The organism is Nocardiopsis sp. TNDT3 (assembly GCF_003427465.1).
Taxonomy (GTDB): domain Bacteria; phylum Actinomycetota; class Actinomycetes; order Streptosporangiales; family Streptosporangiaceae; genus Nocardiopsis; species Nocardiopsis dassonvillei.
On sequence record NZ_QPFC01000870.1, the window covers coordinates 1 to 8,749 of the forward strand.

5 protein-coding genes are annotated in these 8,749 nt (G+C 70.6%); all 5 read left to right on the forward strand.

Translation table 11 applies throughout. The features are described 5' to 3' along the window. Positions 1–316: 316 nt before the first annotated feature. The 5 genes from DQW06_RS20805 to serA all read left to right on the forward strand — a co-directional run bounded on the left by DQW06_RS20805 (position 317) and on the right by serA (position 8,705). Positions 317–3,022, forward strand: a complete 2,706-nt coding sequence (locus DQW06_RS20805) for a bifunctional diguanylate cyclase/phosphodiesterase (RefSeq protein WP_117199137.1) — start codon at positions 317–319, stop codon at positions 3,020–3,022. 492 nt (positions 3,023–3,514) lie between these two features. After that, positions 3,515–5,275 (forward strand): acetolactate synthase large subunit, encoded by a 1,761-nt coding sequence (locus DQW06_RS20810; RefSeq protein ID WP_013151228.1) that lies wholly within the window; start codon positions 3,515–3,517, stop codon positions 5,273–5,275. A 20-nt stretch (positions 5,276–5,295) separates the two neighbouring features. Beyond that, positions 5,296–5,820 (forward strand): acetolactate synthase small subunit, encoded by a 525-nt coding sequence (gene ilvN, locus DQW06_RS20815; RefSeq protein WP_013151229.1) that lies wholly within the window; start codon positions 5,296–5,298, stop codon positions 5,818–5,820. 101 nt (positions 5,821–5,921) lie between these two features. Continuing rightward, positions 5,922–6,917, forward strand: coding sequence for a ketol-acid reductoisomerase (ilvC, locus tag DQW06_RS20820; RefSeq protein WP_013151230.1), 996 nt, complete (start codon positions 5,922–5,924; stop codon positions 6,915–6,917). A gap of 198 nt (positions 6,918–7,115) precedes the next feature. Beyond that, the gene (gene serA / locus DQW06_RS20825) at positions 7,116–8,705 is read left to right on the forward strand and encodes a phosphoglycerate dehydrogenase (protein ID WP_013151231.1); all 1,590 of its coding nucleotides are present in this window, start codon (positions 7,116–7,118) and stop codon (positions 8,703–8,705) included. Positions 8,706–8,749 lie beyond the last annotated feature (44 nt).

Here is an 8,749-nt window from a genome sequence, read left to right on the forward strand (position 1 = left end):
TCTCCGGGCACCGGAGGGGCGGGAGTCGGACATCACTGTGGGTGATGGTTCTGTCGTCATCTCTCATCCGGTCCTCAATCGCTGTGTGACCTTGGTTGCGTAGGGTTGCGACGCACGGGGACGTGTACGGTCCCCCGGGCCGTTCCGCCACCGGGCCCGTCCCAGTCCCGCGAGATCCTGGGCGGCAGACGCGGTGCCGGGTGCTGTGCCGCGCCCGGACTCGAACGACGCGAGGTGGGTGCTCCATGTCCGAGGAGAGAGCGTGACCGCGGCAGGACGCCGCGTCGACCGTGACGCGCCCGCTGGGAGGTCGGTGATGGGAACCCGGGCACGCCGCCTGTGGATCGTGGCCCTGGTGGCGCTGTTCCTGCTCTACCTGGTGGGGACCCTCGTCCCCTCGGCGCAGGACAGCGTGACCGCCGCGCTCGGCGAGTGGCCCACGTCCGTCGCGGCCGGGGCCGCCGGACTGTCGCTGCTCTACGCCTCACGCCGCTGGGCGGCCACCGGCGCCGACCGGGACGCCCACGCCGACGGCGCGGACGGACCCTCCGCCCTGCGCCACCTCGGCTTCGCCGCGCTCGCCTGGTGCGCGGGTGGCGTCACTCACGGTCTGATCCGCCTGTTCAGCTCCGCCACGGCACTGTCGCTCACTCTGGGTGACCTCTTCGCCCTCGCGGCCCTGCCACTCTTCGTGATCGGTTTCACCAAGTTCGCGCCGTGGCCGGGCGGCCTGCGGACCGCCGTGCGCCACGTCACCGACAGCTACGTGTGCGCCGCCGCGGTCTTCTCCGTGGTCTGGCTGCTGCTGTTCTCCCCGCTCTACCAGGAACTCGGGGAGGGCGCCGGGTTCCTCGGCTTCGCCCTGGTCTACCCGGTCGCCGACATCGTCGTGCTGTGCCTGCTCGTGCCGCTGGTCTTCATGTCTCCGCACAGCACGCGGCGCGCGGTGCTGGTGGCCATCGGCGCCCTCATCGTCATCGCCGGGGCGGACATCCTCGGCGCGCTCACCCGCCTGACCGGCCCGCCCTTCCTCGGCGGGGTCGAACACCCGGTCAGGTTCCTGGGCTTCGCCCTGCTGGGGGCCCTGCCGTGGCTCGTGGAGCACCGGCCCGGCACCGACCCGCGCCGGATCACCGGCCGGGGGCTCTACCGGTTCGCGCCCGAACTCGCCGCGATCGGCGCCGTGTTCGCGGCCGCCGTGGTGCTGACCGTGGCGGGGGTCCGCCTGGTCGGGGTGGCGCCGGTGCTGCCGCTGGCCGCGGGCACCGCGGTGGTGGTGCTCCTGGTGCGCATGGTGGGCATGCTGGAGGAGAACGCCACGCTCTCCCGGATGGTGCGCAACCGCGAGGTCCACTTCCACGAGCTGGCGCGCAACAGCGGCGACGTCATCCTCATACTGGACCGCGACGGCGGCGTGAACTACGTCAGCCCGGGCACGGCCGAGGCCTTCGGCTACCGTCTCGACGACGTGCTCGCCGCCCCCGTCACCGCGCTCATCCACCCCGAGGACCTGGGGCGCACCAAGGCCGTCACCGACCTGTTCTCCGAGCGCGGCGCGCAGGGGGTGCACATGCGGCTGCGGGTGCGGGCGGCCGACGGGACCTGGCGGCACACCGAGTCCACCATGTCCCTGTACGAGCAGCCGGGTGAGCCCGACCGGCTGCTGGTGACCACCCGCGACATCAGCGCGCAGGTGGCGCTCCAGGACGAGGTGGAGCACCTGACGTTCCACGACGGTGTGACCGGCCTGCCCAACCGCGCCTACCTGGAGGAGCGGGCCAGCGACGTCCTGGCGCACCGGGTGATCAACGAGGAGCCCGCGGGCGAGGTCGCGGTGATCTTCCTGGACCTGGACGGGTTCACGGCGGTCAACGACTCCGCCGGGCACGTGCGCGGCGACCACCTGCTCGGCCAGGCGGCCCGCAGGCTGCGCGGCGAGGTGGACTCCGACGCGACCCTGGCGCGCTGGGGCGGCGACGAGTTCGCGGTGCTGGTCGAGAACGTGCCCCGGGTCCAGCGGGTGGTGGACCTGGCCGAGCGCCTGGGGAGGGTGATCGCCTCGGAGCCGTTCCCGGTCGCCGACCGGGACATCATGCTGACCGCCAGCATCGGCGTGGCCTTCGCCGAACAGGTCACCGACAGCGGCGAGCTGCTGCGCAACGCCGACGTGGCCATGACCCGCGCCAAGGAGCGAGGGGCGGGCCACGTGGAGGTGTACGCCGCGCACATGCACGACACGGTGGTCTCGCGCCTGGAGCTCCAGATCCGCCTGCGCGAGGCGCTGGCCAAGGACGAGTTCTTCCTGGAGTACCAGCCCGTCGTGGACCTGGGCAGCTCCCAGGTGACCTCGGTGGAGGCGCTGGTGCGCTGGGACCGCGACGGCGAGAGGGTCGGCCCGGAGGACTTCATCGGCGCGGCCGAGGAGTCGGGCCTGATCGTGCCGCTGGGCGAGCGGATCCTGCGCGAGGCCTGCGAGAAGGTCGCGGTGTGGCGGCTCTCGGACTGGGACATCGGCCTGTCGGTGAACCTGTCGGTCAAGCAGGTGCTGTCGCCGCGCTTCGTGGAGTCGGTGGCGGGGATCCTCGCCGAGTCGGGGCTTCCGGCCGAGGTGCTGACCCTGGAGGTGGACGAGGAGGTCCTGCTCGACGACGGCGGGGAGGCCGTGCAGCGCCTGGGCGAGCTGCGCGAGCTGGGCGTGCGGCTGGCCATCGACGACTACGGGATGGGCTACGCGTCCCTGGCGCACCTGCGCAGGTTGAGCGTGGACGCGATCAAGATCGACCCGTCGTTCGTGGCGGACCTGGGCCGCGACGACACGGTCACGCTGCTCACGCACACGATCATCCAGCTGGGGCGCGACCTGGGGGTGCAGGTCGTGGCCGAGGGCATCGAGCGCTCCGAGCAGCTGGAGCAGCTGCGCGCCATGGGCTGCGACCACGGCCAGGGGTTCCTGGTGGCCCGGCCCATGCCCGCGAGCGGTGTGGAGTCACTCGTCGGCGGCGAGGCCGGGGTCAGCCTCTGACCGGACGGAACGCCGCCCGCGGCCCTGTCCGCGGCCGCCCCAGGCTCCCCGGAGGAGACCATGGCCGCGCGGCCGCGGGTTCCGGGCCGGACCGGTCGGCCGCCCTTCCGGGAGGGCGGATCGGGGGAACCCCCGGCCGCCGCCCGTGCGGTGTGCGTCACACGAAACCGGGGTGGCTTGTCAGCATTCGTCCAGTTCGTAGGGGTTGTCACGTCATCGGGCGAGGCCGCATGCTGACATTGACGTCTCAATATATGAGACAATATGTCGTTCTGGTTGACGGGCGCCCTCTCCGTCGGCCAATGTGGTCAGCATGCAGAGCAACTCCCTGATTCTCGTACTTGGTCGGCGCGCAGCCCGCTGAGTTTCCTCTGCTGCGCGCCACCCCTCAACCGCCGTCGGCGGTGGGGGTTTTTTTATTGCCAGGCCCAGAGTCAGACCCACCAGGCCAGAGCCCCCGTGCCGCTCTGACCCTCGCTGAAGGATCTTGAGATGACCGAGCAGATGACCGGCGCCCAATCGCTGATCAGGTCGCTGGAACAGGTCGGCGTTGACACTGTCTTCGGGATTCCCGGCGGCGCCATCCTCCCGGCCTACGACCCGCTCTACGACTCGGCCAAGGTGCGCCACATCCTCATGCGCCACGAGCAGGGGGCCGGTCACGCCGCCGAGGGCTACGCCTACGCCACCGGCCGTCCGGGGGTGTGCATGGCCACCAGCGGGCCCGGCGCCACCAACCTGGTCACCCCGCTCGCCGACGCGCACATGGACTCGGTCCCGATGGTCGCCATCACCGGCCAGGTCGCCTCCCCGATGATCGGCACCGACGCCTTCCAGGAAGCCGACATCTGCGGCATCACCATGCCGATCACCAAGCACAACTTCCTGGTCAAGGACGTGCGGGAGATCCCGCGGATCGTCGCCGAGGCCTTCCACATCGCCTCCAGCGGACGCCCCGGCCCCGTCCTGGTCGACATCTCCAAGGACGCCCTGCAGAACTCCGCCGAGTTCGTCTGGCCCGAGCGCCTCGAACTGCCCGGCTACCGCCCGGTCACCAAGCCGCACGGCAAGCAGGTCCGCGAGGCCGCCCGCATGATCGCCGAGGCCCGCCGTCCGGTGTTCTACGTCGGCGGCGGCGTCCTGCGCGCCGGCGCCTCCGCCGAGCTGCGCGTCCTGGCCGAGCTCACCGGCGCCCCCGTCGTCTCCACCCTGATGGCCCGCGGCGTCTTCCCCGACAGCCACCCGCAGTCGGTGGGCATGCCCGGCATGCACGGCGACGTCGCCGCCGTCGGCGCCCTCCAGAAGGCCGACCTCATCGTCGCCCTGGGCGCGCGCTTCGACGACCGCGTCACCGGACGCCTGGACAGCTTCGCCCCCGACGCCAAGATCGTCCACGCCGACATCGACCCGGCCGAGATCTCCAAGAACCGCCACGCCGACGTGCCCATCGTCGGCGACTGCCGCGAGGTCCTCGCCGACCTGGTCGTGGCCGTGCGCGCCGACCAGGAGAAGGGCCGCCAGGGCGACTACGAGGCCTGGTGGCAGCAGCTCAACCGCCTGCGCAACACCTACCCCAAGGGTTACGAGGCACCCGAGGACGGCAGCCTGTCCCCGCAGGCCGTCATCGAGCGCCTGGGCAAGGTCGTCGGCCCGGAGGCCACCTACGTCGCGGGCGTGGGCCAGCACCAGATGTGGGCCGCCCAGTTCATCGACTACGAGCGCCCCGGCTCCTTCGTCAACTCCGGCGGCCTGGGCACCATGGGCTTCTCCGTCCCCGCCGCGCTCGGCGCCAAGGTCGGCGACCCCGACCGGACCGTGTGGTCGGTCGACGGCGACGGCTGCTTCCAGATGACCAACCAGGAACTGGCCACCTGCGCGATCGAGGGCATCCCGGTCAAGGTCGCCGTGGTCAACAACGGCAACCTGGGCATGGTCCGCCAGTGGCAGACCCTGTTCTACGAGGGCCGCTACTCCAACACCGACCTCCAGACCTCCCCGCGCGACGAGAAGGTCCGCATCCCCGACTTCGTCCGCCTCGCGGAGGCGTACGGTTGTGTCGGCCTGCGCTGCGAGCGAGCCGAGGACATCGACGCCACCATCGAGAAGGCCATGGCGATCGACGACGCCCCCGTCGTCGTGGACTTCACCGTCAACCACGACGCCATGGTCTGGCCGATGGTCGGCCCCGGCGTCAGCAACGACAACATCCAGTACGCGCGCGACATGGCGCCGAACTGGGAACACGAGGACTAAGAGGAACAGGCGGAACCACCATGAGCAGTCACACGCTTTCCGTTCTGGTGGAGGACACCCCGGGTATCCTCGCCCGCGCCTCCGCCCTCTTCTCCCGTCGAGGCTTCAACATCGACTCGCTCAGTGTGAGCAACACCGAGTACCCAGGACTGTCCCGGATGACAATCGTGGTCAACTGCGACCTCCACCCCTTGGAGCAGGTGACCAAACAGCTCAACAAGCTGGTCAACGTCGTCAAGATCGTGGAGATGGACACCACCGCGTCGGTCCGGCGCGAGCTCCTGCTCGTCAAGGTCAAGGCCGACGCGTCCAGCCGCACCCACGTGCTACAGACGGCCGAGCTGTTCCGCGCGCACGTCGTGGACGTCAGCCCGGACGTCGTCGTCATCGAGGCCACCGGCGACCCCGAGAAGCTCGATGCCCTGGTCAGGAACCTGGAGCCGTTCGGCATCCGGGAACTCGTCAAATCAGGGCTGGTCGCCCTGGGACGCGGACCCCGGTCGATCACCGACCGATCCCTCCGCACGGTCGAGCGCAGCGCGTAGCGGTGACCTTCGGTTCACCGCTCCCGCTGGTGGACCCGGGGCCCGGGCGCACGGACCCCACCGCGTCCCACACGAAACTGAGAAACAAGGAGCAACCCCAAGTGGCAGCACAGATGTACTACGACGACGCCGCGGACCTCTCGCTCATCCAGAGCAAGAAGGTCGCCGTGATCGGCTACGGCAGCCAGGGCCACGCGCACGCGCTGTCGCTGCGCGATTCGGGCGTGGACGTGCGGATCGGCCTCGCCGAGGGGTCCAAGAGCCGGGCCAAGGCCGAGGAGGAGGGCCTGCGCGTCCTCACCCCCGCGGAGGCCACCCGCGAGGCCGACGTCATCATGATCCTGGTCCCCGACCACATCCACCGGGACCTGTACGCGGCCGAGATCGCGCCGAACCTGGAGGCGGGCAACGCCCTCTTCTTCGGCCACGGCTTCAGCATCCGCTACGGCCTCATCACCCCGCCCGAGGGCGTGGACGTGGCCATGGTCGCCCCCAAGGGCCCGGGCCACCTGGTCCGCCGCCAGTACGAGGCCGGGCGCGGCGTGCCCTGCCTGGTCGCGGTCGAGAAGGACGCCAGCGGGCAGGCATGGGACCTGGCGCTGTCCTGGGCCAAGGGCATCGGCGGCACCAAGGCCGGCGTCATCAAGACCACGTTCACCGAGGAGACCGAGACCGACCTGTTCGGTGAGCAGGCCGTCCTCTGCGGCGGCACCGAGGAGTTGGTCAAGGCCGGTTTCGCCACCCTGGTCGAGGCGGGCTACCAGCCGGAGATCGCCTACTTCGAGTGCCTGCACGAGCTCAAGCTCATCGTGGACCTCATGTACGAGGGCGGCATCTCCAAGATGAACTGGTCGGTCTCGGACAACGCCGAGTACGGCGGCTACACCCGCGGCCCGCGCCTGATCACCGAGCAGACCCGCCAGGAGATGCGCAAGATCCTCGGCGAGATCCAGGACGGCTCCTACGCCAAGGAGCTCATGGAGGAGTTCGACGCCGGGCAGCCGACCTTCACCAAGCGCCGCGAGGCCGAGCAGAACGAGCAGATCGAGAAGGTGGGCGCCGAGCTGCGCCCGCTGATGAGCTGGCTCAAGGCCTAGGCAGTGCTTTTTGGGGGCTCCGCTCCGCTTCGCCCCGTGCTCGGGACCCGGTGAACCACGGGGACGGGCGGCCCTTGGCCACCCGTCCCCGTCGGGCTTCCCTACCTCGCCGGTAGACTTCCGACCAGCCGTCACCCCCGATCCGGGCAGCGCCCACCACCTGCGCGGTCGGGCCGCACCACCCGAAAAGGAACCGTTGTGCCCAAACCCGCCGTACTCGTAGCGGAAAAGCTCTCGCCCGCCGGAATCGCGCTGCTCGAGGAGGACTTCGAGGTACGCCACGTCGACGGCGCCGACCGGTCCCAGCTCCTGCCCGCCCTCGCCGACGTCGACGCCCTCATCGTGCGCAGCGCGACGCAGGTGGACGCCGAGGCGATCGCCGCCGCCTCCCGTCTCCAGGTGGTGGCCCGGGCCGGTGTCGGTCTGGACAACGTGGACGTGGAGGCCGCCACCAAGGCCGGCGTCCTGGTGGTCAACGCGCCCACCTCCAACATCATCAGCGCCGCCGAGCAGGCCATCAACCTGCTGCTGGCCAGCGCGCGCAACACCGCTCCGGCGCACAACGCCCTGGTCAACGGCGAGTGGAAGCGCTCCAAGTACACCGGCGTCGAGCTCTACGAGAAGACCGTCGGCATCGTCGGCCTCGGCCGCATCGGCGCCCTGGTCGCGCAGCGCCTGTCGGCCTTCGGCACCCAGGTCATCGCCTACGACCCCTTCGTGCAGCCCGCCCGCGCGGCCCAGATCGGCGTGGAGATGACCACGCTCGACGAGCTGCTGGAGCGCTCGGACTTCATCACCATCCACCTGCCCAAGAACAAGGACACGCTGGGCCTGATCGGTGACGAGGCCCTGAGCAAGGTCAAGCCCACCGTGCGCGTCATCAACGCCGCGCGCGGCGGCATCCTGGACGAGGACGCGCTCTACCGGGCCCTCAAGGACGGCCGCGTGGCGGGCGCGGGCATCGACGTGTTCGCCAAGGAGCCGTGCACCGACAGCCCCCTCTTCGAGTTCGAGAACGTGGTCGTGGCCCCCCACCTGGGCGCCAGCACCGCCGAGGCCCAGGAGAAGGCGGGCACCCAGGTCGCCCGCTCGGTCAAGCTGGCCCTCTCCGGCGAGTTCGTCCCCGACGCCGTGAACGTGCAGGGCACCGGCGTGGCCGAGGACGTCAAGCCGGGTCTGCCGCTGACCGAGAAGCTCGGCCGCGTGTTCACCTCCCTCGCGGGCACCATCGCCAGCCGCATCGACGTCGAGGTGCGCGGTGAGATCGCCTCGCACGACGTCAAGGTGCTGGAGCTGGCCGCCCTCAAGGGCGTGTTCGCCGACGTGGTCGAGGACACCGTGACCTTCGTCAACGCCCCGCTGCTCGCCAAGGAGCGCGGCGTCGAGGTCAACCTGGTCACCAGCGACGACAACACCGACTGGCGCAACCTCATCACGGTCCGCGGCGTGCTCGCCGACGGTACCCGCGTGTCGGCCTCGGGCACCCTGACCGGTCCCCGCCAGGTCGAGAAGCTGGTGGAGATCAACAACTACACCATGGAGATCGGCCTGGCCGAGCACATGGTGTTCCTGTCCTACGAGGACCGTCCCGGCGTGGTCGGCACGGTCGGCGCCCTGCTGGGCGACGCCGGTGTCAACATCGCGGGCATGCAGGTCATCCGGGACCAGGAGGGCGGCAAGGCGCTGATCGCGCTCACCGTGGACTCCGCGGTGCCCGACGAGACCCTCGCCTCGATCTCCGCCGAGATCGACGCCGACATCAGCCGCCAGGTCGACCTGGAGGACTAGGGAACCGGGAGTTCCCTCCGGGTGGTCGCGGCAGGGGGCCGCAC